The following is a 26,742-nucleotide window of genomic DNA, read 5'->3' as shown; positions in this document are numbered from 1 at the left end:
AATGAGTAAGCACTTATTTGCAAATGAAAAGGTAATGAAACAGTACCTTAGTGCGTTACTACAGGAAGAGCCTGAAGTACAAGATTGCGCTTTATCACCTGTTGCGAAGCTATTGGAACAAGTAAAAGACCCTGATGTGGAGCAAGAAATAGTTCCCGCAGCCGCTGACATTAAGCCAACAACGATTGAATCGATGACTGAAGTACAAGAGCAAGAGGTGAGTAAATTTGCTCAAGATCTTGAAGTCACTGAAAATACATCTATTATCAAAGAACAGGCAACGATAGAAGCGACGTCAGCACGTGACGCTTATCAAGAAGGTGAGTTTCAAGCATTATTCTTTGAAGTTGCAGGTCTAACGCTCGCGGTTCCGCTGAAGTCCCTTGGCGGTATACATCAGTTAGGTGAGGTCAATCAATTGTTTGGCAAACCTAAATGGTTTAGAGGGGTGATGTTAAACCGCGAAGAAAAACTGAATGTTGTAGACACTGCGATGTGGGTGATGCCTGAAAAATTGACACCTGAGCTTCAAGATAGCCTGAATTATCAATACCTAATCATGCTTGGAGATAGTAGTTGGGGGCTATTGGCAGAAAAGCTCGTCAATAACTTGACACTCAAGCCTGAAGACATAAAGTGGCGTACCAGCGACAGCAAGAGACCTTGGCTAGCTGGGGTGATAAAAGAAAAAATGTGCGCGCTAATAGATGTAGAGAATTTAAACCGTTTGCTAGAACAAGGCCTCGATAGTCGAGAGCAGTAACTAGTATATTGATGGAGTGAAACCATGAGCCAAGATAGACTACTTTCTGCAGACAAAAATGCTGATAGTAATGATGAAGTATTGCAGTGGGTTACTTATAAGCTTGAAGAGGAAACTTACGGTATTAACGTAATGCAAGTACAGGAAGTACTGCGTTATACAGAAATTGCACCTGTTCCAGGCGCACCAAGCTATGTGCTTGGTATTATCAATTTGCGTGGTAATGTCGTTACCGTAATAGACACGCGAGCAAGGTTTGGCCTTCAGAGCGCGGAAGTTACAGACAATTCACGGATCGTAATCATCGAAGCTGAAAAGCAAGTGATCGGTATTTTAGTCGACAGTGTTGCTGAAGTTGTGTACTTGCGTAGCTCGGAGATTGATAGTGCTCCAAATATAGGTACAGAGGAGAGCGCTAAGTTCATCCAAGGTGTCTCGAACCGAGAAGGCGAGTTACTGATTTTGGTTGATCTTAATAAGTTATTAAGTGATGACGAATGGGATGAGCTGAGTCATATTTAGATGTTGGAAGTAGTAAACGCTCAAATCGTTTTACTCTTCATATCAATAACCTCAAGCGTACTTGCGATAGTGTGCTTGAGGTTTGTTTTTGTGCTGGGTAAAAAATTACAAAAAGAAAGATCGAATATTATGCAAGCTTCAAGTGCATTGCAGGAAGCTGAGCAGCAAATTGCAATATTGCGCAGTGAAGTTGCAGAGCTTCGCGCTAGCATAATGAGTGTTGGTAAACGAGTAGTCACAACAGAGCAGGAGCTCCATGAACTTGCAAATCAGCAAGCAGCACAAAAATATGACGATCCAGACGCAAAAATTTACTCTCGAGCGGTAAAAATGGTTGAGCTGGGGGCTGATATTGAAGAAGTCATGCGAGAGTGTGAGTTGCCTCGTGCTGAGGCCGAGTTATTAATGTCTTTACATAACAAATCAAAATAATGTTAGTTGCAAGCTAGAGGGGGACTAAGCCTTTATATCTAGCTTGCCACGAAACCCCTCCCAACCGGGAGGAAACTTTCCACGCATAATGTAAGAGAATGCAATAAGTTCAGCGATAACATAATATAACTCTCTAGGAATTTCCTGATGTAGTTCTAAGGCGCTTAATGTCTGTACTAAAGATTCGTCCTCATGGATCATGATGTTCTTTTCTTTTGCGAGCGCAATAATCTCTTCCGCTAATTCACCATAGCCTTTGAAGGTCACTTGAGGTGCGCTTCCGGCTTCGTAAAGTAATCCAATTGCTGATTTTTGCGTCATTAGTATTTATACCTTAATGTTAATAATGGCATGTTCAGAGAAGAACTTGTCTTGAAAACTGGCTTCTTCCCTCAAGTCTATCTCGGCTACTTGCAGTCCGTGAGCGGCGAGTTTGTGCCTAAGAGTTGCCAAATGGGGTTCAGCGAGTTGTTTCACTTGGTTGGAAGTTGCAACTAGTGCACATTCCAGAGCTTTATCCATTAGCTCTGCTTGGGCATGGATCTGGCCTTTATCAGCAAAATCAAAACACAAGCGAATAAACCACACTGACTTCTCAGGCATTCCAGCTTTGGGCGACTTTTTATACTCTCCGATTTGTAACTGTGTTTGCTGTTGCTCTTGTCCAACCTTTGTAGGGAATAGCAAATTAACGATGAGCTGCGTTTCACTATCTTGTTTTCCTAAACTCGTGGTTTGTAATTGAGATTGTTGTGGTTGTAGTTGGTTGTGTAGTTGTCCCAAGTCATTTAAAAGCTCTTTTGCGATTGGCTGTTGTAACGCATCTGCAACTTGTTTAGGAGAGAGCATTTTTAACTGTGGCAACAACGTCTCTAGCAGTGCCTGCATCTTTTGATTTGCGCTTTCTTTGCTAGTGTCTTGACCTGCGACTTGGCCACCTAAAAGAGAAAGTAGTAAGCGTTCTAACATTTGTGTAAAGCTAGATTGGTTCAAGCTTGTTGTCGTATTACTAAACGGCGTTAAGCTCAGTTGGCTTTCTAGCTGATTTTTAACTGCGAGTGCCGAAATAGAACGCTCATCCAATAGCCGAGAGAACGCTTGGTTTACCAGTTTTTGTAGTTCAGGCATTTGACTTAACGAATCAGCTTTTAACGCTTTTGCTATCGTGTTAGAGGCTTGCTGTAGCGGGCCTTGAATATTGTCTTTTCTTCCCAGCTTTGCGGTTGGTATGTTTAGTAATACTTCTATGATCCCTTTAACTTCTTTGGTCACAGAGTGAGTAAGCTGTTCACTCGAAGCATATGGTACAAACTGTGCAGTTTTATCAACAAGCAAAGGTGCGGTGTGTGTTTTAAGATACAGTGGTCTCTCTAGAATTTGATTAACCTGCCGAAGCTGCTTAGTGTCTAGCTGCTCCTTACCTGTGAATGTGTCTAGTAATAAAGAGAGGGCTTTTTGCTTCATTTCAAAATCGACGGGAAGCGCTTGGTATTTTGGTTCTGTGCTAGGGTTTTGTTGTAAGTAATGGATGATGGAGGCGGTTAATTTCTCGCGATTAATAGGGGGCTGGCTCTGTTGTAATGGTACTGATGATTGTCTCATCATATCGAGCAGGCCCTGCTTTATTTGGCCAGTGAGCTGCTGTAGTGGAGTACTTATCTTACTTTCGTTGTGCTGGTTTACGTCTTGGGCTTGTATGATGGAACTTGGTAATAGGCGCTTAATACTCTCATGTTGATTATTAGATGTCAGCAAGGCTTGAGAAGCATTAGATTGATGGGGTTGTTGTTTGCCAAAAGGTCTGCCGATCAACACTTGCAATGCCCGCGCGACGCCTGACTTTATTTGTTGCAGGCTTACCTCAAGTAATGGTGTTTCGTATTGCAGTGTATGTATTGAAGTTGGGTTGGTGCTATTTATTGGCGTAATGGGTTTTGCAATCGCACTTACTTGATGCAGCAATGCGCTAAGCGGTTTGATCGTTTCCACTTTTATTTGTCGTGCTGGCATTGTCACGTCTACCCCGTTGATGGCTGCTTTGAGCTCACCTTTTTGCCATGTTGAAGAAGGTGGCCAATTACTGGGGATCCTCGGTAAGCTAATTGGGCGATCGTTAATATTAAGCATTACCCCGTTGACTAGAGGCTTTACATTGATAGGACTAAGCTGGCTAGAGATAAGTTTAATAATCATTGATTTAGGTAATGTGGTGCTAAACAGAGGATCACTAAATTGATTCACTATTTGCAAAAGAGTATTGCTTTGTTGAGTACTTAGATTAGCAAACAGTTTGCTCTCACTTGCGAGCAATTGTGCGACGGGGTGTGGTACCGGTACCTTCAAATCAAGGGAATTAATGCGCAATGTAGAATCAGGCTGCACAGTTGCCGAAGACTGAATAATTGTACTGTTGGTTTGGCCTTTAAGTGTCGCCAAAATATCAAACAGCTGACTCGTCAATGTGACTTGAGCTTGTAATTTCGGGGTATGGAAAGTAACTACTTTCCCTGTTTCGTCGATACTAACTTGCGCTTCTTGGAGCTGATTAGGTTGAGTTGGTGGTTTCAGCGCAATTTGGATAGTTTGCCAGCGACCGTCAATTGCTACATCCATCTTTAGTTTATCATTGCTAATGTGAATGTTTTTTGCTGCAAAAGGCTGGTTGTTAGTCAAGTCTAATTTAGATACTTCGCTATTATCTGTGCTTATCACAGATGCTGTCGTAGTATTTGTTGTAATTGGCAGCTTATTCATTATTTTAAATCAAATTTTCGCTAATCGATCGCATCGGATTATTCGTATTACCATACCATTATGTTAGACTAACGCCCAATTTTAGGTAAAGAGAAGCCCAGATTTGCTAGAGATAGACACCGTCACTTGTACCAAACAAGATAGATGCTTGTTTGACTCATTAAGTTTCACTCTCCATTCGGGGCAGATCATGCAAGTAGAAGGCCCAAATGGTGCCGGTAAAACGTCACTGTTACGAATAATTGCGGGCTTTGCCAGAGCGGATGAAGGTCAGATCCGATATAACCATACCGATATTCGAGAAGATTATGATTCATTTGCAGCTGAACTGTTGTTTATTGGTCATAAAACGGGTGTTAATCAGCAACTGAATGCCTACGAAAATGTCCAATATTGGTTGCAAGTACATGGTGCAAAAGCCAGTGAAGAAGAGGTTTATGAGCTGTTGGCAAAGCTGGGTCTAATAGGGCTTGAAGATGTACCGGTGCGTACCCTTTCAGCGGGTCAACAGCGTCGTGTTGCTTTGGTTCGTTTATGGCTGAACAAAGCTAAATTGTGGATACTCGACGAACCATTTACCGCATTAGATAAAAAAGGTGTTGCCTTGTTGCAAACCCAGTTTCAGTCCCACCTCGATGCAGGTGGAGCAATTTTACTGACTACACACCAAGATCTCACCGCACATTTCGCGCAGTTACAAACTTTGACATTGGAGTACCGTTTGTAATGCAGACTCATCATTCATATTGGTTAGCGTTCAAATCCGTTTATGCAAAAGATGTGACACTTGCATTTAGGCAACGTGCTGAAATCGTTAACCCATTACTGTTTTTTCTGATTGTCATCACGTTATTCCCTTTAGCGATTGGGCCAGAGCCTGCATTACTTACCAGAATTGCGCCGGGCATAATTTGGGTAGCAGCCCTGTTATCGACTATGTTAGGGCTAGATAAACTATTTCGGGATGACTATAACGATGGCTCGCTAGAACAACTGATAGCATCGCCTTATCCGTTGTCATTGTCTGTACTTGCCAAAGTGGCTGCACACTGGACCGTAAGTGGGCTACCTATGGTACTACTAGCGCCATTATTTGCATTGTTAATGAATTTAGAAACGCAGTCCCTGAATGCGACAGTGTTAACCTTGTTAATTGGGACACCTTTGTTAAGTTTTATTGGAGCTATAGGGGCAGGACTCACCGTTGCATTGCAAAAAGGTGGAATTTTGATGAGCTTACTAGTCCTGCCGCTGTATATTCCTGTATTAATTTTTGCAACATCCGCCATTGATACCAGTAGCATGTCTCTTGCTTATGGCGGTCAGCTTGCAATCCTTGGTGCGATGCTTGCCGTTGCCATTGTCGCCGCACCAATTGCCATATCGTCAGCTTTAAGAGTGAGTGTAAGTTAAAATGTGGAAGTGGTTACATCCTTATGCCAAAGCGGAGCGTGCTTACCAATTGTGTAACACCTTGCTTCCTTACTTTGCCGTGATTGCGGTAGTGGGTTTACTTGTTGGATGGGTTTGGGGGCTTGCCTATGCGCCCGCAGATTATCAACAAAAAGACAGCTACCGGATAATCTTTATTCATGTGCCCTCAGCAATTTGGTCAATGGGTGCGTATTCATCTATGGCCATAGCAGCCATTATTGCTTTGGTGTGGCAAATTCGTAACGCCGAACTGGCAGTTATCTCAATCGCGCCAGTTGGTGCAGCTATGACTGCAATAGCATTAATTACCGGAGCTGCTTGGGGTAAACCAATGTGGGGCGCTTGGTGGGTGTGGGACGCCAGATTAACCTCTGAGCTTATCCTGTTATTTTTATACTTTGGTGTATTGTCACTTTATCATGCGTTCGAAGACAAAAAATCAGGGGGGAGAGCTGCCTGTATTTTAGCAATAGTTGGTGTGGTTAACTTACCAATTATTCATTTTTCAGTTGAATGGTGGAACACGCTACATCAAGGTTCTACCATCACAAAGTTTGATACATCAGCAATCGATCCATCTATGTTATGGCCATTACTAATTAATATTGTCGCCTTTGCAGGTGTGCTGGGAGTAGTAACGCTTATTCGCTTAAAGAATGAGATTTTGCGTTGCGAGCAACATCGCCCTTGGGTACGTGAATTAGTGAATAGGGGATAATTATGCAGTTTGAATCCTTCAGTGAATTTCTAGTAATGGGCGGTTATGGTTTCTATGTATGGCTGTCCTTTGGTTCATGTGCGCTTATATTAGTGGGCATCTTAGTCAGCTCTCTTGCCGATGGTAAAAAGCTCAAGCAAGCAGTGAAAGCTCAAATGGCACGAGAAGCACGGATTAAAAAAGCAAAAGAGGAGTCACAAGCATGAATCCTAGACGCAAAAAAAGACTATTTGCCGTCGTTGCAGCTGTCTTTGGTATTGGTGCAGCGGTTGGCTTAACCCTCTATGCACTGCAAGAAAATATCAATTTATTTTACACCCCTAGTGAGTTAGTTGAAGGCAAAGGTGAGCTCAAAGAAAAGCCTCAAATTGGACAAAAACTACGCATTGGTGGAATGGTGGTTCCAGGCTCTGTTGAGCGAGATGAATCATCGCTAGATGTGTCGTTTAAACTGATTGATACTGGACCTATGGTGACTATACGTTACCGCGGTATTCTGCCGGATCTGTTTCGTGAGGGACAAGGGATAGTAGCACAGGGAACCTTGGTTGAAACCAATGTGGTTGAAGCATTTGAAGTGTTAGCAAAACACGATGAAGAGTATATGCCTTCAGAAGTTGCTGAAGCCGTTAAAGGCATAAAGCACGAAAAGCCAAAATATAATTTAAATAGCGAGAACTAACTAAGATGATCCCTGAAATAGGTTACTTCGCCTTAGTTCTGGCGATGTCGTTGAGTTTACTACTGTGTATTTTCCCGTTATGGGGCGCATACACAGGCAATCTAAGGCTAATGAAAGCCGCGCCTTCACTAGCTATTGGTCAATGTATTTTGGTGGTGTTTTCCTTTTTGGTACTGATTTATATAACCTTAATGGATGACTTTACCGTGGCTTATGTTGCCCATCATTCAAGTAGTAGTTTGCCTTGGTACTATAAAATTACCTCTACTTGGGGTGGGCACGAGGGCGCTATTTTACTTTGGTTAGTGATGCAGTCAGTTTGGACCATGTTGGTCGCAGTTATGTCTAAATCACTGCCTTGGGTGCTTCGAGCCAGAGTATTGGGCGTATTAGGCTTTTTAGGTGTAGGCTTTATGCTTTATACCCTATGGATGTCTAGCCCTTTTGAGCGTTTATTACCTTATTTCCCTGTAGAAGGCCGCGACTTAAATCCATTGTTACAAGACCCAGGTATGATTATTCATCCACCTTTGTTGTATATGGGCTATGTTGGCTTATCAGTATCCTTTTCTTTTGCAATCGCCGCATTGTTAACAGGTAAGCTGGACAACACGTGGGCTAAATGGTCTCGTCCGTGGACGATGGCTGCATGGGGCTTTTTAACTTTAGGTATCACCATTGGTAGCTGGTGGGCATACTCAGAGTTAGGCTGGGGAGGCTGGTGGTTCTGGGATCCAGTAGAGAACGCATCGTTAATGCCATGGCTTGTCGCAACAGCGTTACTGCATTCATTGTCGGTAACAGAAAAACGGGGTGTGTTTAAGTCTTGGACGGTACTTCTTGCCATTACTGCATTTAGTTTATGCTTACTCGGTACGTTTATTGTTCGCTCAGGTATTATCGTATCGGTGCATGCGTTTGCAACTGATCCTGATAGAGGTTTATTTATTCTATCTTTCTTGGCCGTGGTGGTTGGGGGGAGTCTAGCCTTATACGCAACCCGAGTTTCGCAAGTTTACAGTGAAGGCAGATACCAGTTTATTTCAAGAGAAGTAACGCTTTGGGTCAATAACATCTTTTTGGTCGTAGCGACTCTTATTGTGCTACTTGGAACACTTTTGCCTATGATCCATAAAGAATTAGGTTTAGGTTCCATTTCGATTGGAGTCCCTTTCTTTAATCAGATGTTTGCAATATTGACCGTGCCATTTGCTATTTTGCTTGGGATTGCGCCAATGTTACGTTGGAAGCAAAATAAAATGCCACCGCTAGTTAAAAAGTGGGTAGTACTATTGGTCGCTACTTTAGTCATTACCACTGCATGGTTATTCTCAAGTTTTGAAGTAGTTGCTCCCCTTACTTTTGTTGCTACTGCATTGGCAGTGTGGATCTTTATTGCGACTGCGACTGATTTATTTAGCAAAGTGTCGGTTCATTCGAGTCTAACTGTCGGACTTAAAAAGCTTGGGCTGAGCTATTGGGCAATGGTACTTGGTCATGTTGGTATCGCATTTGTTATCGCATCCGTTACGTTAACCTCGGCATACTCGGTAGAACGCTCTGTTAGTATGAAACCAGGCGAAACGGCAATGTTAAATGAGTACGAATACCGCTTTGACGGCGTAAAAGAAATTAGAGGGCCAAATTACGGTGGTCACGCAGGGGTCGTGACAGTATTCAAAGATGGCGAGAAAGTTACTAAGCTGTACGCAGAAAAACGCCGTTATGATATTGGTATGCAGTTTATGACTGAAGCTGCGATAGATGATGGCTTTTTCCGTGACTTGTACCTCGCGCTCGGAGAACCATTGTCGGCAGGTGCATGGTCACTCAGGATTTATCACAAACCCTATGTCAGGTGGATGTGGCTTGGTGGTTTACTTATTTCATTTGCTGGGTTTATTGTACTTGCAGATAAACGATACCGTGGCCGCGTAAAAAAGCCGCAACAGCAGGAGGCTTAATATGAACCGTAAATTATTAGGTTTAGTGCCTTTTTTAATCTTTATCTTCTTGTGTGTATTTTTATATCAAGGCTTATTTGGAAATCCGAGAGAGCTTCAGACAGGTCGACTTGGGCAAACGATGCCTGAGTTTGCTTTACCAGACTTAATGGATAGTAACAAAGTCTGGACAGCTGACTCACTCAAAGGTGAGGTATACCTTATGAATGTTTGGGGCACATGGTGCCCAACATGTATTGCAGAGCTTGGCTATCTGACAGAGCTAAGAGAGCGAGGTGTGAGGATCATAGGCCTGTATTATGAACAGGCGTATGACCCGGACTTTGGCGATCAATTCGACATTAATGCGTTAAGGGCAGATGTAACTAGCATGCTGAGTCGTGCAGGTGACCCTTATCAATTCAATATCCTTGACTTGGAGCGTTCTTTGGCACTTGATTTGGGCGTTTCGGGAGCCCCAGAAACTTTTCTAGTAGACAAAAACGGTAAGATCTTACTGCATCACACAGGCGATATTAATGAACGCGTGTGGCGCAGCAAGTTTGCTTCAATCTATCAGGAGTTAACACAATGAAATACCTTATACTAATTGTGTTTATGTTCGTAGGTTTTGCAAGCGAGGCCGCAGAAGATAAGTACAACTTTGCGACTCCAGAGCGAGCGCAAACGTTTCGAGAACTAACCCATGAACTGCGTTGCCCTAAGTGTCAAAATCAAAATATTGCAGATTCGGATGCTGTTGTGGCTAAAGACTTGCGCGATAAAGTGATCACTTTAGTGAACGAAGGTAAGTCTAAGCAAGACGTGATTGACTTTATGATAGACAGATATGGCTATTTTGTGCATTACCAGCCACCTGTCACGCCTGCAACCATTGTGCTTTGGGTACTACCTGTCGTGATTATTGTGCTTGGCTTTGGCTTTATTGTATTTCGCCAAAAGCGTGCAGCGAAAAAGCAGGATTGGAATGCCACTGATGAACAAAAACTCGCTGAGCTTATTAACCAATATCAACGTCAGGAGCGTGAGCTGTGAGTGAATTCTCAACCGATTTAACACAAATGTGGTTTTTATTTCTGCTTCTTAGTGTTTTTGCTGGGTTGTTCGTCGTTTTTCCTTTTATCAAAAAAGAGAGAAAGGTAGTGGTTGATGATGACGCCAATGCCGAGCGTATTGGTATTTTTCATCAGAGGCTAGAAGAGCTCGAAGATGAGCTTGCTAATCAACGAATAGAAAAAGACAGTTATCATGAATCAGTTATCGAGTTAAAACGTAGATTACTCAATGAGCTGTCTCCTGAGCAATCATTAACAAGCCGTGGTGATAATCGAGTTTTAGCGGTCACGGGGATCGCGTTTATGGTGCTTGTAACAGCGATTTTTTACTACTACACAGGTAGCCATAGACAAATCGCTAACTGGAATGAAGCTATTGAAAATCTTCCAGAGTATGGCGAGCGAGCCGTAATGCAAACTGGTGAGCCGTTAAATGCTAATGAGCTACAAGCTTTTGCTCTAGGGCTTAGAACAAAACTTGCCACTGCCGGTGATGATGCAGTGGCGTGGATGTTACTGGGGCGTGTGGCAATGTCGTTGGGTGACTTTGAAATGGCAACGCAAGCTTTTGATAAAGCGTTAGCAATGCAGCCTGATAATAATAATGTCTTAGTTAATTACAGCCAGGCATTGTTGATTGAAGGGTCAGAGCAGAGCATGAACCGCGCAGCCAAGATGCTTTCAAAAGTCCTGAATTCGGAGCCTACGAACATTGATGCCATTAGCCTTTTGGCACTTATCGCCTATGAACGTCAGGACTGGGCTGAGTCTAAAGCAGCGTTTGAAGTGCTGATGGCACAGCTAACGCAAGACGATCCTCGTTATCAGATGATAGCCGGTCGTATTGCGGAGCTTGAACAAAGGCTTGGGCAGCAAGAGCCAGAAGCTGTAAATAGTGCGGCGAGCATTAACGCTACAGTTACTATTGCCGAGGCGTTACAAGGCGACATTCCGTCAGGAAGCACGTTATTTGTTTTTGCAAAAGCGCAAAATGGTCCAGCGATGCCATTAGCTGTGGCGAAAATTACAAACTTTAACTTGCCAATCACGGTTGCTCTGGATGATAGTATGGCAATGATGCCTGAATTAACCTTATCTAACTTTTCTCACGTTACAGTTACCGCGCGCATTTCTAATGACGGTTCGGTGATGCCATCAGATGGTGAGCTGGAAGGGGTTTCAAATGTGATAGAGCTAAAACAAGGTGGCAGTCAGGTTAATGTCGAGATTAGTCGTGTCTTAACAAATACAGGGAAATAAATGCTTAAAGTTGTGCTCACAGGTTTACTAGCGCTCACCGTCATTGGTTGTGCACAGGTACCAGAAGAGAAAAAAGATCCACGAGATCCATTACAATCCATTAATAGACCTCTATATGATTTTAATATGGATGTTTTAGATGCTTATATTTTACGCCCCGTGGCTAAGGGGTATGTGTCAGTTACCCCTGCGCCTGTGCGAAGTAGTATTGTCAACTTTACGACAAATATTGCCGCGCCGACTGACGCGGTGAATGCTGCGCTGCAAGGCAAGCCAGATCACATGGCCATAAATGTAGCTAGATTTTTGGTCAATTCAACCGTTGGTATTTTTGGTCTATTTGATGTAGCAAAAACACTCGGACTGGAGTTGAAAGATGAAGACTTTGGTCAAACCCTTGGCGTGTGGGGAGTCGGTGATGGTGCCTATATTATGGTGCCAGGCATGGGACCTACCACAGCAAGAAATTTAACAGGTGATGTAGTCGATAATCTAGTGTTGCCTGAAATTGCGCTCAGTACGCCGCAAACCATACTGGTATTTGCGCTACGGGCAGTAGAGGCCAGAGCGGCATTGATGTCGCAAGAAAAGTTATTAAATGAATCATTAGACCCATATACATTCTTAAAAGATGTTTACTATCAGCGTCAATTGTATGAGCTATATGATGGTAACCCTCCACTAGAGGAAGAGCCTGATGATTTTGATGAAAACTTTTTAGAAAACTTGTAGTGATATTTTTTCTTAACACTTGCTCAAAAGAGGCTGCTTAATTAAGCAAACTGGAGCAATGGACTAAGCTAGTAAATATAAAGGTCGGCTAATGCCGACCTTTATATTTTCAGATGCTCACGAGGTAGGTTTTATACCAATTTTCTTAATTAAGTGGTCTATTTTGAGGCAAGAAAATCTTGTCGATAACGAGGCAAAAATTTTGCTATTTAGTTGTTCTAAATAAGAAATTTTTAACGCTGTTAGTGTCAGATTTACTCCTTCAAATTGAGCATGTATTAAGTCAAATTGGTATTATTACCTTTTAATACGTATAACTATATATCTTGTAGCAGAGCATAGACGTATGAGCACCTATATTTAGGTCAATTAAAATCGCCAGTTCAAGTTTGCCCACCATGTTCTACCAGGCTCGTTGATCCTCGCTATTTGCTCATAGCCACTTACCGCAGCACCAGAGCGGCTCAAATGTTCTGCGTATGTTTTATCAAGTAAGTTGTCAATACCGGCACTGAGCTGAATAGCATTGTTATATTGATAGCTGGTATTCAATGCGAAAGTACCAAAACCGGCTGTGGTTGATGTATCTTGCCCGGCAATATTGCCTTGCCCAATAGCGATTCTGTGTTGGCGCTTAACAAGTCGTACAAGACCACCTATTTGCCATTTGTCTGACAGCTCCTGCGTTGCGGCAAATCGCAGTTGCAAAGGCGGTTGCTGTGCCAGTGCTGTATTATCGGTCAAATTGTTACCTTTAACATAATCAAGGCTGCTGGTTAATTGTAGTGCCTTACTGACTTGCCATCTTATTTCCGCTTCAAAGCCGAATGTTTCAGCATCAATATTACGCGTCACTTTTGATGCCATATTCATTTTTTTGAACATATTGTCAATCAACAAATAGTCATCAATTTGATTATAAAATGCAGAGGCACTGAGATTAATGTCTTTAAATTGATGAACAACGCCAACATCTAATTGCGTTGTCTTTTCTGTTTCGACATTAAAAGCCGAAATGGCTGTTTCACTGCCTCTATTGCTGCCAACCACTTCCCAGTAGTCTGGAAAACGCTCTGTTCTTCCTAAACCAATAAAGTAGCTACTGTTTTCAGATTGCGCTTGATAGCGAGTAAAGCCACTATATAAGGTGTCTTCTCTTGTTTGATTCGCTGTTGGGTTAGGTTTCATTGTCATCATCGCACTTATCATGGTGCGGTGATCCTCACTTTTCCAATCATCAATGCGAAGTCCCGTTACCCATTGGCTTGTATTGCTTAATTCATACTCGAATTCAGCAAACATACCTAACTGCTTAAACTCAGCGTCAAGTTGACGAGGCATTGTCTCTACTGGACTATTATACTGATCACGACTGATCCTGTTGCGGTGTTCGTTTTCTTGATAGTCTAACCCATAAATAAATGTATGTTTGCTGTTAATATCCGAAGTGAGTGTCAGCTTTGCACCATATGTTTTTCGATCAGGGTTAGAAGAAGTTGGCTTTTTCATCATCATGTTGGGGACGAATTGACGCAAGCTATGATTGTCCATGATGTGATCAACATAGTTGTAATAGGCATTAAATTTGAGCTCATCAACCATTTCAGACAAAGCAGATAATTTAATATTCAGACCTATATTTTCTCGGTCAAATAAGCTGCCATCCATCATACGATCTGCATAGGCCACTTCACCATCACTCACGCCATAAGTTAAGGAATAAAATGAGTCATCATCAGGTGTGTAGGCAAACTCTGTATCTATATTCCACCGTTCATAGGCTGAGTGAACATCGACTCCACTGCCGTCCTCGTAGTCATCGGCGTCGCTATAATTCGCTGCGACACGTGCATAACCATTTTGATTGCCAACTTTAATATCTGAATTTACGCTATGGCGACCTTGGCTAGATACCACAGCATTTGCAAAACCTACTATTTCTGATTTATCCAAACGATCAGTTTCACGTTCGAAAACAACCGTTGCTGCACTATTACCTGGACCATAAAGAACGGTTTGAGGCCCTTTTATTACTTTTAAAGTGTCATATGATTGAGGGGTAATATAAGCGGTAGGAGGATCCATTCGATTGCCACAGCCACCAAGCGTTTGTCCATTATTGGCGATAATTGCAATTCTTGAACCAGCCATGCCTCTAAATACCGGATCTGAGCTTGCGCCACCTTTTTTAACCAAAGAGAAACCAGAAATAGAAGACAGTAAATCGGCACCATCTTGTGCTGGGAGAGGCTGGCGTACCGCTTTGGTATCAGTGGAGAGGGTGAGCGGTGTTTGCATTGGAGCAATAATAACAATTCTTTCTATTTCATCTGCACTGGCTGTCGATAAAAGAGAAAGAATACTGAGAGAAAGTAGCGTGCGTTTCATAAGTTCACATTAGTCCATTGTTTTTGTGAGCTTATTTTATCGCTTTCATGATGGTAGTGGGATGCGACAGATTGTCGCAGTCCGCTGCATATTACTCAATGGCTTTTATTTGGGTGTCACTCCATAACTGCGACGATTGATATAGCTGGGCAATGCGCTCAGGTGAGACTCCCAAAGGTTTTGAGACAGTTTCAACATTATCCCAATCTCCTTTTTCCATTGATTCTGCAAGATCTAAGTAAATACCAAACTGACTTGGCTTTTTCAGCAGTGTGGCCTTTATCTCTTGAGATAATGGCAGTTTAGTCAAGAGTGTTGCCATATCATCATCCAATATTGCATCCATAAGTGACATCATGCCAATAAGAAATGCACTGCCTGTATCAGAAACTTTGCCAGCTTTGGTGGCAACGGCTTCCATAAAGTGAGCTCGTAGTAATGAAAGAGACAGTAGTTCTTTTGGTTTTTCAGTGTTAAGTTGCGATGCAAAAAGCAATGAAATAAGACGCTTTAACTCGATGCTACCCAGTACAACTAATGCTTGTTTTATTGTGGAAATCTCAGCTCTACGTTTAAACACAGCGCTGTTGGCGTAGCGCAATAACTTATAACTAAGATTCACATCACGCTCAAACACTTGCGTAATTCGTGCAAGATCAGGCTCGACACTTGACGTTTCATACAGAAGCTCCGCCATTGCAAGTTCTGAAGGCGCTAATGCTTTGGTTTTTACCATTTCTGGTTTAGCAAAAAAGAAGCCTTGAAAGAATTTAAAGCCAAGAGATTTAGCCAATTCAAATTGTTCGTATGTTTCTACTTTTTCGGCAACTAAGTCAATGTTAGGGAAATCTTTAATTGCTGCTTTGATGATATTGATTTGGTCTGTGCTGGTAGAGAGAAAGTCGACTTTTATTTGATCAACATAAGGAAAAAAATGCCGCCATACATTTTGGTGTTGGTAATCGTCTAATGCGAGTGTATAGCCTTTTTCTTTTAGTTCTTTAACGTGTGCGAGCAGTCTTTTTCCTGGCTGTACTGTTTCCAGTATTTCCACAACGACCTGCTCTGGGGATAGCATTTGGGCATAACCTTTGGATAAAGTTTCCAGCGTAAAGTTAATATAGGCAGGGTGTTGATTGGTCAAATCATCAAGACCAAAAGTGAACTGGCTGCCTTCAATCAGGCGGCTTGTGGCTTCATCGCCATCTATCTCGGGAAATACATTATTCAGACTGTCTCTGAATAATAGTTCGTAGCCAATCAACTCCCTTTGGACATTAAAAATGGGCTGACGAGCCGTGTAAAAATACATAAATACTACCGTCCAAACAAAATGATATTGGCTTTAATATAAGGTAAAAGTGCTACGAGGTCACGCAGGGAAACATAGTTTGTAATGATTGAGTAAAGTATGCACTAGCCAAATGTGTAAACCTCACGCTGAAAGCGCGTCATCACCTTCAAAGTGTGCTGGCTAGATCATAGAGTAACCTTCAGTGACTAAAAATGAAGAGTCAGCTCATTTTGCATCCAAACGTCAGATCCCTGAACGCTTCAAAGGAAGATATAGCAAAGTACACTGGTCTCAGGAGGTTGGGTGAGAAGTAGCAGCATGTTATAGTGATCCTTTATGTTTTGGCTTTTATTCAAAGTGAGTTATAAATCAAACAATTGAGCACTATAAAGCTCACATTTGGAGAAGAGCCCAACTTACTTAGGAGGCTAAATTGGAGATAGGTACGATAATCTCACTTGCACTTTACTTCATTGCAATGTTGGGAATAGGGCTGTACGCATATAAAAAGTCCACCAGTGATGTGTCAGGTTATATGTTGGGTGGTCGCAGCTTACCCCCTAGCGTAGCGGCATTGTCAGCAGGTGCTTCAGACATGAGTGGCTGGATTTTGATGGGTCTGCCCGGTGCGATGTTCTTAACTGGATTCAGTAGTACATGGATTGCAATTGGCCTTGTGATTGGGGCATGGTTAAACTATTTACTGGTTGCACCACGTCTAAGGGTTTATACAGAGTATGCCAATGATGCAGTAACAATCCCTGACTACTTTGCCAATCGTTTTGAGGACAAGGGTAATGCACTAAGAATTGTGTCGGCTTTGGTTATCATCATATTCTTCACGCTTTACACCTCATCGGGTGTAGTTGCTGGTGGTAAGTTGTTTGAAAGCTCATTTGGACTTAGCTATGAAAGCGGCCTATATATTACTACTGGGGTAGTCGTTCTTTATACGTTATTTGGTGGCTTTTTGGCAGTTAGTCTGACCGACTTTGTTCAAGGCTGCATCATGTTTATTGCTCTTATCTTGGTGCCACTGGTAACCTTCTCGCTATTGGATAACCCTCTTGGGCAAACCCTGAATGAATTAAATCCAACCATGTTAACTTGGATTGGTTCAGCGGGCGCAATTGGTATTGTTTCTGCGATGTCTTGGGGTCTTGGCTATTTTGGTCAACCACATATTATCGTACGTTTTATGTCAGTTCGAAGCGTAAAAGATATGCCTACAGCACGTCGGATAGGAATGACTTGGATGATAGTTGCAGCTTTAGGTGCGGTTGGTACTGGTTTATTCGGCGCAGCTTATGCTCACGAAAAGGGCATTGTAGTGGAAGATGCAGAAACCATCTTCTTAATTTTGTCTCAACTACTTTTCCACCCCCTGATTGCTGGCTTCTTGTTAGCGGCAATTCTAGCGGCAATAATGAGTACAATCTCATCTCAGTTGTTGGTTAGCTCGAGCTCATTAACAGAAGACTTTTATAAGATTTTTATTCACAGAGCAGCCACAGATAAAGAGTTAGTGCTGGTTGGTCGTATTAGTGTTGTGGTTGTAGCGCTAGCTGCGATTTATTTGGCATATGACAGAGATAGCTCAATTTTAGATTTAGTAAGTAATGCGTGGGCAGGGTTTGGTGCAGCATTTGGTCCACTTGTATTGCTTAGTTTGTTCTGGTCTCGTATGAATTTTCCAGGTGCCCTTGCCGGTATGATTTCAGGCGCAGTGACAGTATTGGTTTGGATCTACGGACCATTTACTTATAACGGTGAGCCGCTTAGTGCGACACTATATGAAATTGTTCCGGGCTTTGTCGTCGCAACAGCTGCAATTATTGTGGTTAGCTTAGTGACAAAAGAGCCAAGTAAAGCAATTACAACACTCTTTAATAAAGTAGAAAATGCGCTAGATTAAGCGAGTGCAAGGCGGGCTGTAAACAGTGTTTGCAGCCTACTTTTTTGTAATTAATCTGAATTAATGTCTTTCTAACAGCCAGTTTTAGCGTTAACTGTGTTGAGTTCACTTCCAATGGCCGACTATTGATGCGTAAATTCGCCTTGCCTAGAGGGTTTAGGTACCTTAGCGAGAGTAGGACGTAAAAGCAGTGTTTTCCTACTGTGTTTTTAGGTGTAACAGAAGCGCTAATATCGCCGCGATGGGAGTCGTAACTAAGCCTACCCAGCCGCCGGTGTAAAGCACTGCTAAAATCATGCCTATATCAACTCCTGCTACTGAGCAGTTTGATGTCTCTTTTTGTGATACGTTACACTCTAAAATACTTGTGAGCAATTCGGCGAGTATTAATCCTAAAAGCGGCAAAAGTGCGACTATGGAACAGTAAAATAATATCCGTCTAAAATTTTGCGTTTTCATGAATATATCCCTATAAAGCCGAAATGTTATGCTAGCTTCGTTACTGAAAACTAGAAAGTCTAATCATCGAAGGTAAAACTGGCTGGTGAAAAAGTCAACATAGATAAATGCAGCGTGTTACAAGGTGCATCGAGCATTCGTTTTTTTGTTATAATCTGCTAATTATCAGCACAATTATACCATTGGCAATTAATGACATTTAACGAATTACAACTTCACCCAGAACTTCTAAGCGCGATTACTGAGCTTGGATTTGAGTCGCCGACACCTATTCAACAAAAGAGTATTCCACAGATCTTAAGTGGTAATGATCTCATAGCAAGTGCTCAAACTGGAACCGGTAAGACCGCCGCTTTTATGCTTCCGATTTTGCATCGTATGCTAAGTGCCTGTGTAAAGAGTGAAAAATCAGTCAGAACTCTGGTGTTAACACCCACCCGTGAGCTTGCGCAGCAAGTGGCTGAACACACGGAGAAATTGCTGAGCCATTCGCACTTGAATGTTGTGTGTTTATATGGAGGGGCGAATATCGGCCCTCAAGAAAAGCGGTTGAAGGCAGGAGTGGATATTGTTGTTGCTACGCCTGGACGTTTACTCGATCATTTAATAAAGGGCACTTTTACGCTCAAGAATATTCAACATTTGGTTTTTGATGAAGCCGATCGCATGTTAGATATGGGCTTTATGGGTGAAATTAAGCGGATCATGCGTACCATGCCGCGTGAGCGTCAAACTCTACTATTTTCAGCAACGGTTGACGATACTGTGCTATCCCAAGTAAAACCTTGGTTGAATAATCCTAAACGAGTGGGTGTTGAAACCCAAAATAGTACCGCGAGCACCGTTACACAAATTTTCTATTCAGTAGACGAAGACCGCAAACGTGAACTTATCTCTCATCTGATTGGCAAAAATAATTGGCATCAGGTACTGGTATTTACGCGCACAAAAAATAGTGCTGATAACTACGCCAAAGAGTTAAATAAAGATGGACTTAAAACTGCCGCTATCCACGGTGATAAGTCTCAAGGCGCGCGTGATAAAGCACTATCTCAATTCAAGTCAGGCGAAATTCGTGTCTTAGTTGCAACAGACGTAGCAGCTCGTGGCATTGATATTGACTCACTAAACTATGTTTTCAATGCAGAATTACCCTATGTTGCAGAAGACTATGTGCACCGTATCGGTCGCAGCGGTCGCGCCGGGCAAAATGGTCAAGCTATTTCACTTGTGAGTATTGATGAACAATGGCTGCTGGAAGAAATAGAAATTTTCTTAGATGAACGATTTGCGCCGCAATGGCTTCCTGGCTATGAGCCTGATTTAACCAAAGAGCCTAAAGATTCTCGCCGTAACTCCGGTAAGTCCAAAAAGCAACGGGATAAAAAGCGTATTCTTGGTACACGAACTAAGCGCAGAAAGTAAATAGTTTTCGTTCTACCTTGCAAGGGGAGAAGCTTTTACTAAATGTGCTGGGCAGGCAAATGTAGGCTATGCAATTTGTTACGCAACTTTGCGAATGATTACCTTTGCAACTGCCCACGCTTGCCTCAACTATCGGATTTTAGACCACTTAATTAAGCTAATCGGTATTACTATCGCTCTCCAGTAAATAAACGCTGATGTGTTTTTCGTGCATACTCATCTGACATACCACCGAGATAGTCTGCCAAAACGCGCATTTGCTGCGTATCATCTTTTGCTTCTTGGTAGAGTGCTTGAGTCGTGTAGGGTAATAAACGCATGGGATCACTGGCAAACACTTCAAATAAATCAATAAGCAGGTTTTGACCACTAAATTCGATTTGCTGCATTTTAGGCTCACGAATAAGTCTCTGATATACAAACAGCTTTAATACCTGCAGTATCTGTTGAAACTCGGAGTCCATCTCAACGGTGAAATGGAGCAATGCTGAGTCAAAATCTGAGTCTTGGACGGTGAGTTTACAGTGCACARTAAACAGGTTTACCAGTTCACCAATTGTGTCTTTACGCTGTGATTCATCTTCTGAAAAAAGGCTCTGTGTGATCCTATCAAGATTATTCTTTAGCCAAGCTGAATCTAGTTTATGTAATTCAGGAAGCGCAAAATTATGCCACTCGGCCTCGTTGAGTGTTTCGGTTGCAATCGCATCCTCTAAATCATGAACCGCATAGGCGATGTCGTCAGCGTATTCCATTATCGCACAATCTAACGACTTAAACTTAGTCTTACGACGGAAGGAGTCTTTCACCTCAGTTTCTTGCAGCTTTGTCTGGTCGTTTTGAGAAAATGGAGAGAGGATCCAGTCAAATACAGATTCGTCGCATTGATAGATCCCTTTTGCTGGCAGCCAATCACTCGAGAGTATATATTTTCGACTTTGTGTTTGCGTTGGTTGGTGATACCAGAGTGTGTCGATTAATGCAGGATATTTAATAAATCCGAGTAAGGTGCGGCGTGTTAAGTTCATACCAAAACCTTTGGTATAAGGCTCCAACTTGGTAACAATACGCAAGGTCTGAGCGTTTCCCTCAAATCCTCCGTGATCACGCATTAGATAATTAAGTGCTATCTCACCGCCGTGACCAAAAGGTGGATGACCAATATCGTGAGCTAGACATAACGTCTCAATCAGACTGGTTGAAGGAAAGTGTTCAAATTCAGGGTGGTGCTTTCTCAAGTGACGCAGTAACCCGCTTCCTATTTGTGATACCTCCAACGAGTGGGTTAGTCGTGTTCGATAAAAATCATTTACGCCTATGGCCATGATTTGGGTTTTAGCTTGTAAGCGCCTAAAAGCTGCTGCATGGATTATTCTCGAGCGATCTACCTGCCATGCCGAGCGATTGTCATGAGGCCTATTCTTTTTCTGCTCTAAAAGCCGCTGCTGCCAAGCGTTAACCATCATACTACTTGTTCCTTTTTCTTAAATTCAAGATGTCGTCTAAACTTTGTACGATAACTGCACGAAAATTCGCGTTTAATTGCAGCTTTTGATATTATCAGCCGCTATTTTGAATACTGTAAATTATGACGTATTAAGTGTATCTACACCAAATAGTAACAGAAGAAAGTAATTATTATGTGTAGATCATAGCAAGGTTCTGAGAGTAATAAGGAGATAGGCTCTGCTTTAGAACAGCGTCGCAATGGGGAGTAGGTATGCAAGTAAAATTAATTAAACTATTGGTTGCGTTAGTGACGGTTTGGGCGCTCATCTATCCGTTTCTACAACAGCCAGAGCCTCAATTTACACCTGTAGAAAATGATGAGGAAGAAATTGAGATTGTTAAAGTAGTGCCTGAAAAGCCACTTCACAGTGTCAAGTTACCCAACTTTTCAGCCATTAAAGATATTCAAGCAAAGAAGAAAGCGTTTTTTGATTTTATCAAGCCTCATGTTGAGGCTGAAAACAAGCTGATTTTGGAGCAACGTGCAACACTCGATATCGCACTGATGATGTTACAATTTGGCGAAACACTGACACGTAAACAGATTGAAAAAGTTGCAGTTATTTTTTCGAAGTACGATTTAAAAGATGAGAAAATCAACGAAGCGTCATTAAAAAAAGCACTGCGTCGAGTGGATATCATTCCAAAAGAGCTAGCACTAATGCAAGCGGCTAATGAATCGGCATGGGGCACTTCTCGGTTCGCGCGAATTGGATTAAACTTTTTTGGACAATGGTGTTATACCAAAGGCTGCGGTATGATCCCTAAGCGCCGTGCCGACGAGGCTGAGCATGAAGTTCGTGCATTCAAGTCAGTACGTGCAGCTGTCAAATCCTACTTTAGAAATATCAATACGCATGAAGCGTACAGGGAATTAAGAAGGGTACGGGCAGGTTTAAGAGCCGAAAAAGTACCTATAGAAGCAACGGCACTAACCGCTGGTTTGCTTAGCTACTCGGAGCGAGGCGAAGATTATGTTAGTGAACTTAATGATATGATCAGACACAACAGAGCGTATTTTGATGAAGAATAAACTAGTGGTGGCGGTAACGCTGTTGGTTACGTGGTGGAGCTCACTTGCTTTTGCTAACACGGTGACATTTTCTTACGATAGTTTTTATGACCGCCTAAAAGTTGTGAATAAAGGCGAGTTTGAGTTTGCTCGAATTGGCTTTTACTTAGTCGATACTGCCAGTATGCAGCCTTGCCAAATCAGTAGTGGTAACATTGTCACGGAATCGGCCAGCTTCCAGCTATCGTTTACTGAAGAAGCACAACTATTGTTACCGTTTGATAAAACGCTTGAYAAGGATAAAGCAAAAGTCATTATTGATACCCAAGGTGGTAATGCAGAATGCCAGCTAAAAATGCAAATAGAGGCTGACCTGTTTCACGCGGATTCTATCAGCAGGTCTGATTTATACAGGATGCAGGTGGAATTTGAATCCTTGTTAGCTGATCTGTCAGGTTTCTTTATCAAGCATTTACTATCGTTCCTTTTACCAGAGCACAAAGGGGTAATCGTTACACTTAATCCTGACGCAGCATTAAAAAATACAGCTGCAAACTGTAGCACGCAGAACTGCCAAGTTAGCATTCCATCAAACTGGGAGCATGATACAACGCCTTTTGCAACCACAGCGGATATTAAATCAGTTCAACCTTGGCTCGCGTTATAACACTAATTTTAAGCACAGATATGTCACGTTCACTGCGTGCTGAGATAGCCAAATGCGCAGTGAACTGACTTTTACTCATGTTATCACACCAAAAAAAACCAGCAATTCCAAACTTCACATAAATAAGCAATGTGGTGCCCGTTTCCAAGTTTGCCTTATACCCATTAGCTCTACTACTTGCCTGCTCAGTTTGAAGAAGCAAATCAGACGTTAACTGCGTTAAAAATTTCTTATATATAACAACTAAATTACCCGATCTGTGAATAACGACTGCCTTTCTAGTAGCCAGTTTTAGTGCTAACTGCGATGGGTTCACTTCCGATAGCCAGCTATTGGAAGTGAATTTGCCTTGCCTAGAGGGGGAAAGGTACTTTAGCGAGAGTAGGGCGCGGAAGTGGTGCTATCGACAAGATTTTCTCGCCTCAAAATAGCAAGCTTAATGAAGTTTATGGTATTGAGCACATCTCTTTTCAGTTGATATTTTTATTGTTCTTTTATCAATAATATCAATATCTAATTAATCTTGTCATTCATCTTGTATAGTTGTAGGTACAACCCTTAAATGGAAACTTAATGTTAAACAAATGCGTTGTTAAAGTTTCAATGGTGTGTTAATAATGGCTTGATTATTAAAAAAACTACAGAGTAATTATTAACTTAAGGGGAAACAGGATGACCTACAAATTACCACTCAGTGCGCTCTCCATAGCAGTGTTAATCGGCATGAATCAACAAGTTAACGCTGAAGAAACAGAACAAGTAGAACGTATTGAAGTGACAGGTTCACATATTAAGCGTACAGATCTCGAAGGTCCTTCACCTATCCAAAGTTTATCTGCTGCGGATCTCGCATCAACAGGATCAACAGATCTCATCGGTGCATTACAAAAATTACCGGTATCCGGTGCCGGTACATTCAGTACTCAAGGTAACTCGAGCGATGATACCGCTAATGGCGGCTCTAGTGTCGCACTTAGAGGGTTAGGAGCGTCATCGACATTGGTGCTTATAAATGGCCGACGTGTTGCAGTCAGTCCATTTGCAAAAGACATTGAAACGTCATTTGTCGATTTGAATACCATACCAGTATCATCGGTAAAACGTATTGATATTTTGAAAGACGGTGCTTCAGCAACGTACGGCTCTGATGCGGTTGCAGGTGTGATTAATATTATTTTACGCGATGACATAGACGGGTTTGAAGTTGCAGCTAAGCTATCAGACACTGCTGATGGTGGCGCTGATGAGCAAAACTTTACTATTTTATGGGGATCGTCAACGCAAAATGGTCATCATAACTTTTCATTGGATTACTTTAAGCGTGGCCACTTAACTTATGCTGATCGGGACTATACAGCATCTGCAGATCAACGCTTTAGAGGAGGAAATAACTCCCTAAGTTCGGCGGGTTATCCGGGCAGTGTTGAGGTAGTCAGAAGTATGCTAACGGATGAGCAGTGGGCAAGACTGCCAGTCGTTCGTGTTGAAGATGACGGCACTCAAGTAAGGCAAACAATTTTTACTGATGTTTGGGGCAATGATACCTGCGATCCCGCATTAGATATTGGCAATATTTGTCGTTATGACTACGCGCCACATATGACTGCTATCCCTTCTACAGAGCGTATTAGTTTTAACTACAATGGCGTGCAAGAAATTATGGATGGGGTTGAGGGATTTGCAGAAATCTCAGCTCAGCATACATCAACCTTTATTCAAGGTGCAGGCTCTCCAAGCTTTACTGAGTTATTTATGGATGGTGACAATCCAAACCACCCACTATTTAACGATCCGGATCACTTTTTACATGGTGTAGATATTTCAATGCGCCGTCGTACTGTGGATATAGGTAATCGTAAGAAAGATGTTGATTCTGAGTATTATCGTGCAGTACTTGGTGCACGTGGTGAGTGGCAAGCTTGGTCATGGGAAATTGCTTACTCGGCGATTCGCTCAAGTGCAGTAGAGAAAGGCTTTGATGGTTTCCCTAACAAAATAAGAGCGCAACAAGCAATTGACGAAGGGCTATGGAATCCATTTGAACCAAGTACTAACACAGAAGCGGGACTGGCATTTTTTGAAACAACGACGACACGTTACGGCGCGTCAACAATGCAGTCACTAGACGGTACGGTGTCAGGTGAATTATTTGAATTTGGTGCAGGTTATGTTGCGGCTGCATTTGGCTTTGAACATCGTTACGAGAAAATAGAGGACAACCCTGATAGCCAGTATATTCGAGGAGAAATCTTCGGTACTGAAGCGACCCAAGCGAATGGTGATCGTGATAACACAGCAATTTTTGCGGAGTTTAGTGTACCGCTACTTGACACGCTAGAGTTACAATTAGCCTTACGTTATGAAGATTACAGTGACTTTGGTACCACTACAGATCCAAAAGTGGCATTCCGATGGGCGCCTCTGGATAGTTTAGTTGTACGTGGTTCATGGGGTACTGCATTTAGAGCGCCTTCGTTAGTCCAGCTACACCTTGGCAGGACTGACGAATCACCAAGTGTGATTGACCGAGAACGTTGTCGCCAAACTGGTGCAGATGATGACTGTAGCCCTTATGAGTATACTGCTATTGTCTCTGGTAACAAAAACTTGCAACCTGAAGAGTCTGAAAACTATAACTTAGGGGTAGTATGGCAAGCCACTGAAGACTTTAGTATCGGTGTCGACTATTGGAATTATGATCAGGAAGATCTTATTAAGAAGATAGGTGCGCAAAAGCTGGTAGATTGCTGTGGTACTGATCCTAACTTAGTTGTGCGAGCGCCTAACCAAGGTAGTACACTAGGTCGTATTCTAACAATCAATGATACTTTCGTTAATATCGGCGGACGTGAGACAGATGGCTTCGATGTTAATTTAGCTTATGCACTAACAACGCAAGAGTTAGGGGAGTTTAAGTTTAATTACAATTTAACTTATGCGTTAAGCTTTGAAGAACAATCGTTTGCAAGTGACGAACAGGGCAATTCATTCAATCTTTCTGAGGATCTAAATGGTGAATACCAACACCCTGAATTTCGCTGGACTGCTGGCGTGGATTGGGCGAGAAACGATTGGCTAGCGAATATCAGTGTTAATTACATCGATTCATATAAAGATCTTGCAGATAGTGAAGGCAATAAGTACGAGATTGACTCTTGGACTACAGTAGATACTAGTGTGAGTTACATCGGTGTTGAAAAGCTGACGGTGACATTAGGTGCATCTAATCTATTTAATGAAGAAGCACCATTAGCACCATCGGAGTCTATGGGCATTGATAATAAAACGCATAGTATTCTTGGTCGCCAAGCGTACGTGAAGTTTGCCTATCAATTTTAATACCAATTTGCTTAATTAAGCAAAAAGCCGCACTTTGAAGTGCGGCTTTTCAGTGCTTAGTCTTATCGTTACGAATAAGGATAAGACTAACTGTAATAATTGGGATCAGGCCTTGACTCTAGAGGTTGTTTCTTCAAGCTCTTTTGCAGCGTCAGGATCATTGAAAACAGCGACATCAAATTCATTTTCTGATTTCGCAACGACACAAGTGACCATACAGTCACCAGTGACATTAACAGCAGTTCTCGTCATATCAAGTAATCTATCGACACCGATAATTAACGCAATCCCCTCAACAGGTAGTCCAACTTGATTTAACACCATAGCCAACATAATCAAACCTACACCTGGAACGCCTGCAGTACCAACAGAGGCGAGTGTGGCTGTAAGAATAACCATTAAGTAATCATTTATTGTA

Annotated in this window: 25 protein-coding genes; 18 read left to right on the top strand and 7 right to left on the bottom strand. The window is 42.2% G+C overall.

From position 1 onward, the window contains the following. Position 1 precedes the first annotated feature (1 nt). Genes EAG18_RS08700 through EAG18_RS08690 form a run of 3 tightly spaced genes read left to right on the top strand, consistent with a single transcriptional unit; the run spans position 2 to position 1,717 of the window. The gene (locus EAG18_RS08700; RefSeq protein WP_125251996.1) at positions 2-763 is read left to right on the top strand and encodes a chemotaxis protein CheW; all 762 of its coding nucleotides are present in this window, start codon (positions 2-4) and stop codon (positions 761-763) included. A 24-nt stretch (positions 764-787) separates the two neighbouring features. Next, on the top strand, positions 788-1,285 hold the full coding sequence (locus tag EAG18_RS08695; RefSeq protein ID WP_010369098.1) for a chemotaxis protein CheW: 498 nt from the start codon (positions 788-790) through the stop codon (positions 1,283-1,285). Then, positions 1,286-1,717: a DUF2802 domain-containing protein gene (locus EAG18_RS08690; RefSeq protein ID WP_125251995.1), complete on the top strand. Its 432-nt coding sequence runs from the start codon at positions 1,286-1,288 to the stop codon at positions 1,715-1,717. Positions 1,718-1,741: 24 nt separating this feature from the next. Here the strand turns inward: EAG18_RS08690 and EAG18_RS08685 are convergent, their stop codons facing one another. Both EAG18_RS08685 and EAG18_RS08680 read right to left on the bottom strand, forming a co-directional pair. Continuing rightward, a complete protein-coding gene (locus EAG18_RS08685) occupies positions 1,742-2,038 on the bottom strand; it encodes an EscU/YscU/HrcU family type III secretion system export apparatus switch protein (protein ID WP_125251994.1) in 297 nt (98 codons plus the stop codon). A gap of 6 nt (positions 2,039-2,044) precedes the next feature. Next, positions 2,045-4,471 carry a flagellar hook-length control protein FliK gene (locus EAG18_RS08680; RefSeq protein WP_125251993.1) on the bottom strand — a complete coding sequence of 809 codons (2,427 nt, stop codon included), beginning with the start codon at positions 4,469-4,471 and terminating at the stop codon, positions 2,045-2,047. Positions 4,472-4,574: 103 nt separating this feature from the next. Here EAG18_RS08680 and ccmA point away from each other — a divergent pair, with 103 nt between their 5' ends. Genes ccmA through EAG18_RS08630 form a run of 10 tightly spaced genes read left to right on the top strand, consistent with a single transcriptional unit; the run spans position 4,575 to position 12,316 of the window. Then, positions 4,575-5,198 (top strand): cytochrome c biogenesis heme-transporting ATPase CcmA, encoded by a 624-nt coding sequence (gene ccmA / locus EAG18_RS08675; RefSeq protein ID WP_125251992.1) that lies wholly within the window; start codon positions 4,575-4,577, stop codon positions 5,196-5,198. Next, a complete protein-coding gene (ccmB, locus tag EAG18_RS08670) occupies positions 5,198-5,884 on the top strand; it encodes a heme exporter protein CcmB (RefSeq protein ID WP_125251991.1) in 687 nt (228 codons plus the stop codon). The genes ccmA and ccmB overlap by 1 nt, the downstream gene beginning before the upstream one ends. 1 nt (position 5,885) lies before the next feature. Next, positions 5,886-6,623 (top strand): heme ABC transporter permease, encoded by a 738-nt coding sequence (locus EAG18_RS08665; protein ID WP_125251990.1) that lies wholly within the window; start codon positions 5,886-5,888, stop codon positions 6,621-6,623. Between the two features lie 2 nt (positions 6,624-6,625). Continuing rightward, positions 6,626-6,829, top strand: coding sequence for a heme exporter protein CcmD (ccmD, locus tag EAG18_RS08660; RefSeq protein ID WP_125251989.1), 204 nt, complete (start codon positions 6,626-6,628; stop codon positions 6,827-6,829). Continuing rightward, entirely contained in the window at positions 6,826-7,305 is a 480-nt protein-coding gene (gene ccmE / locus EAG18_RS08655; protein WP_125251988.1) for a cytochrome c maturation protein CcmE, read from the top strand. The genes ccmD and ccmE overlap by 4 nt, the downstream gene beginning before the upstream one ends. Before the next feature lie 5 nt (positions 7,306-7,310). Beyond that, positions 7,311-9,269, top strand: a complete 1,959-nt coding sequence (locus EAG18_RS08650; protein WP_125251987.1) for a heme lyase CcmF/NrfE family subunit — start codon at positions 7,311-7,313, stop codon at positions 9,267-9,269. 1 nt (position 9,270) lies between these two features. Beyond that, entirely contained in the window at positions 9,271-9,843 is a 573-nt protein-coding gene (locus tag EAG18_RS08645) for a redoxin family protein (RefSeq protein WP_125251986.1), read from the top strand. Further along, complete coding sequence (locus EAG18_RS08640; RefSeq protein ID WP_125251985.1) at positions 9,840-10,304, top strand: cytochrome c-type biogenesis protein; 465 nt, start codon at positions 9,840-9,842, stop codon at positions 10,302-10,304. The genes EAG18_RS08645 and EAG18_RS08640 overlap by 4 nt, the downstream gene beginning before the upstream one ends. Further along, a complete protein-coding gene (gene ccmI / locus EAG18_RS08635) occupies positions 10,301-11,584 on the top strand; it encodes a c-type cytochrome biogenesis protein CcmI (protein WP_125251984.1) in 1,284 nt (427 codons plus the stop codon). The genes EAG18_RS08640 and ccmI overlap by 4 nt, the downstream gene beginning before the upstream one ends. Then, positions 11,585-12,316, top strand: a complete 732-nt coding sequence (locus EAG18_RS08630) for a VacJ family lipoprotein (protein WP_125251983.1) — start codon at positions 11,585-11,587, stop codon at positions 12,314-12,316. 369 nt (positions 12,317-12,685) lie between these two features. Here the strand turns inward: EAG18_RS08630 and EAG18_RS08625 are convergent, their stop codons facing one another. Together EAG18_RS08625 and EAG18_RS08620 are read right to left on the bottom strand one after the other, a co-directional pair. Further along, positions 12,686-14,704, bottom strand: coding sequence for a TonB-dependent copper receptor (locus EAG18_RS08625; protein WP_125251982.1), 2,019 nt, complete (start codon positions 14,702-14,704; stop codon positions 12,686-12,688). A 91-nt stretch (positions 14,705-14,795) separates the two neighbouring features. Further along, the gene (locus tag EAG18_RS08620) at positions 14,796-16,016 is read right to left on the bottom strand and encodes an HDOD domain-containing protein (protein ID WP_125251981.1); all 1,221 of its coding nucleotides are present in this window, start codon (positions 16,014-16,016) and stop codon (positions 14,796-14,798) included. A 415-nt stretch (positions 16,017-16,431) separates the two neighbouring features. Here EAG18_RS08620 and putP point away from each other — a divergent pair, with 415 nt between their 5' ends. Then, on the top strand, positions 16,432-17,913 hold the full coding sequence (putP, locus tag EAG18_RS08615) for a sodium/proline symporter PutP (protein WP_125251980.1): 1,482 nt from the start codon (positions 16,432-16,434) through the stop codon (positions 17,911-17,913). Positions 17,914-18,111: 198 nt separating this feature from the next. On the opposite strand, the gene EAG18_RS08610 is transcribed toward putP, so the two are convergent. Next, positions 18,112-18,372, bottom strand: coding sequence for a hypothetical protein (locus EAG18_RS08610; RefSeq protein ID WP_125251979.1), 261 nt, complete (start codon positions 18,370-18,372; stop codon positions 18,112-18,114). 192 nt (positions 18,373-18,564) lie between these two features. On the opposite strand from EAG18_RS08610, the gene EAG18_RS08605 reads away from it, so the two are divergent. Further along, positions 18,565-19,797 carry a DEAD/DEAH box helicase gene (locus EAG18_RS08605; RefSeq protein ID WP_125251978.1) on the top strand — a complete coding sequence of 411 codons (1,233 nt, stop codon included), beginning with the start codon at positions 18,565-18,567 and terminating at the stop codon, positions 19,795-19,797. A gap of 170 nt (positions 19,798-19,967) precedes the next feature. Here EAG18_RS08605 and EAG18_RS08600 read toward each other — a convergent pair whose 3' ends face one another. Continuing rightward, positions 19,968-21,260: an anti-phage deoxyguanosine triphosphatase gene (locus tag EAG18_RS08600; protein ID WP_185745580.1), complete on the bottom strand. Its 1,293-nt coding sequence runs from the start codon at positions 21,258-21,260 to the stop codon at positions 19,968-19,970. Between the two features lie 257 nt (positions 21,261-21,517). Between EAG18_RS08600 and EAG18_RS08595 the strand changes: the two genes are divergently transcribed. The 3 genes from EAG18_RS08595 to EAG18_RS08585 all read left to right on the top strand — a co-directional run bounded on the left by EAG18_RS08595 (position 21,518) and on the right by EAG18_RS08585 (position 26,324). Then, positions 21,518-22,339 carry a glucosaminidase domain-containing protein gene (locus EAG18_RS08595; protein WP_125251976.1) on the top strand — a complete coding sequence of 274 codons (822 nt, stop codon included), beginning with the start codon at positions 21,518-21,520 and terminating at the stop codon, positions 22,337-22,339. After that, positions 22,329-22,985, top strand: coding sequence for a DUF2987 domain-containing protein (locus EAG18_RS08590; RefSeq protein WP_125251975.1), 657 nt, complete (start codon positions 22,329-22,331; stop codon positions 22,983-22,985). The genes EAG18_RS08595 and EAG18_RS08590 overlap by 11 nt, the downstream gene beginning before the upstream one ends. Before the next feature lie 672 nt (positions 22,986-23,657). Continuing rightward, positions 23,658-26,324 carry a TonB-dependent receptor gene (locus tag EAG18_RS08585; protein ID WP_125251974.1) on the top strand — a complete coding sequence of 889 codons (2,667 nt, stop codon included), beginning with the start codon at positions 23,658-23,660 and terminating at the stop codon, positions 26,322-26,324. 105 nt (positions 26,325-26,429) lie between these two features. Here the strand turns inward: EAG18_RS08585 and EAG18_RS08580 are convergent. After that, positions 26,430-26,742, bottom strand: a 313-nt coding sequence (locus tag EAG18_RS08580; RefSeq protein WP_125251973.1) for a cation:dicarboxylase symporter family transporter, incomplete at its 5' end; no start/stop codon positions are given.

Origin of the sequence: Pseudoalteromonas sp. J010 (assembly GCF_003934235.1) — a bacterium.
GTDB classification, from domain to species: Bacteria; Pseudomonadota; Gammaproteobacteria; order Enterobacterales; family Alteromonadaceae; genus Pseudoalteromonas; species Pseudoalteromonas peptidolytica.
Note: the sequence above shows the minus strand (reverse complement) of the source record. Positions and strands in the feature narration are given on the sequence as shown.

Excerpts from the sequence above, each read along its gene's own strand:
- EAG18_RS08700 (WP_125251996.1), top strand. The coding sequence starts at position 2 with ATGAGTAAGCACTTATTTGCAAATGAAAAGGTAATGAAACAGTACCTT.
- EAG18_RS08695 (WP_010369098.1), top strand. The coding sequence starts at position 788 with ATGAGCCAAGATAGACTACTTTCTGCAGACAAAAATGCTGATAGTAAT.
- EAG18_RS08690 (WP_125251995.1), top strand. The coding sequence starts at position 1,286 with ATGTTGGAAGTAGTAAACGCTCAAATCGTTTTACTCTTCATATCAATA.
- EAG18_RS08685 (WP_125251994.1), bottom strand. The coding sequence starts at position 2,038 with ATGACGCAAAAATCAGCAATTGGATTACTTTACGAAGCCGGAAGCGCA.
- EAG18_RS08680 (WP_125251993.1), bottom strand. The coding sequence starts at position 4,471 with ATGAATAAGCTGCCAATTACAACAAATACTACGACAGCATCTGTGATA.
- ccmB (WP_125251991.1), top strand. The coding sequence starts at position 5,198 with ATGCAGACTCATCATTCATATTGGTTAGCGTTCAAATCCGTTTATGCA.
- EAG18_RS08665 (WP_125251990.1), top strand. The coding sequence starts at position 5,886 with ATGTGGAAGTGGTTACATCCTTATGCCAAAGCGGAGCGTGCTTACCAA.
- ccmD (WP_125251989.1), top strand. The coding sequence starts at position 6,626 with ATGCAGTTTGAATCCTTCAGTGAATTTCTAGTAATGGGCGGTTATGGT.
- ccmE (WP_125251988.1), top strand. The coding sequence starts at position 6,826 with ATGAATCCTAGACGCAAAAAAAGACTATTTGCCGTCGTTGCAGCTGTC.
- EAG18_RS08650 (WP_125251987.1), top strand. The coding sequence starts at position 7,311 with ATGATCCCTGAAATAGGTTACTTCGCCTTAGTTCTGGCGATGTCGTTG.
- EAG18_RS08645 (WP_125251986.1), top strand. The coding sequence starts at position 9,271 with ATGAACCGTAAATTATTAGGTTTAGTGCCTTTTTTAATCTTTATCTTC.
- EAG18_RS08640 (WP_125251985.1), top strand. The coding sequence starts at position 9,840 with ATGAAATACCTTATACTAATTGTGTTTATGTTCGTAGGTTTTGCAAGC.
- EAG18_RS08630 (WP_125251983.1), top strand. The coding sequence starts at position 11,585 with ATGCTTAAAGTTGTGCTCACAGGTTTACTAGCGCTCACCGTCATTGGT.
- EAG18_RS08625 (WP_125251982.1), bottom strand. The coding sequence starts at position 14,704 with ATGAAACGCACGCTACTTTCTCTCAGTATTCTTTCTCTTTTATCGACA.
- EAG18_RS08620 (WP_125251981.1), bottom strand. The coding sequence starts at position 16,016 with ATGTATTTTTACACGGCTCGTCAGCCCATTTTTAATGTCCAAAGGGAG.
- EAG18_RS08610 (WP_125251979.1), bottom strand. The coding sequence starts at position 18,372 with ATGAAAACGCAAAATTTTAGACGGATATTATTTTACTGTTCCATAGTC.
- EAG18_RS08605 (WP_125251978.1), top strand. The coding sequence starts at position 18,565 with ATGACATTTAACGAATTACAACTTCACCCAGAACTTCTAAGCGCGATT.
- EAG18_RS08595 (WP_125251976.1), top strand. The coding sequence starts at position 21,518 with ATGCAAGTAAAATTAATTAAACTATTGGTTGCGTTAGTGACGGTTTGG.
- EAG18_RS08585 (WP_125251974.1), top strand. The coding sequence starts at position 23,658 with ATGACCTACAAATTACCACTCAGTGCGCTCTCCATAGCAGTGTTAATC.